The sequence below is a fragment of the Pseudomonas sp. ICMP 8385 genome, assembly GCF_002699915.1.
Classification (GTDB): Bacteria; Pseudomonadota; Gammaproteobacteria; order Pseudomonadales; family Pseudomonadaceae; genus Aquipseudomonas; species Aquipseudomonas gessardii.
The window spans coordinates 1-219 of record NZ_LKBY01000061.1 but is presented as its reverse complement, the minus strand read 5'-3'; the positions used below and the strand labels follow the sequence as shown (position 1 = coordinate 219).

The 219-nt window shown below is 57.1% G+C and carries 1 pseudogene; it reads left to right on the top strand.

The features are described from left to right. Positions 1–151 (top strand): annotated as a pseudogene (locus AO268_RS07425) (IS5/IS1182 family transposase); the annotation flags it as partial. Positions 152–219 lie beyond the last annotated feature (68 nt).

Here is a 219-nt window from a genome sequence, read left to right as displayed (position 1 = left end):
CCGGGTAATCAAGCGCCAGTTCGGTTACACCAAGGTGCGCTTTCGCGGCTTGGCCAAAAACACGGCGCAACTGGTGACACTGTTCGCTCTGTCGAACCTGTGGATGGCGCGCCGCCATTTACTGACGAATGCAGGAGAGGTGCGCCTGTAATGCGGGAAATGGCCACCGGAGTGGGGTCCGGGTGGCGAAAACGTAAGAAATACTCGTCGAATTGATTG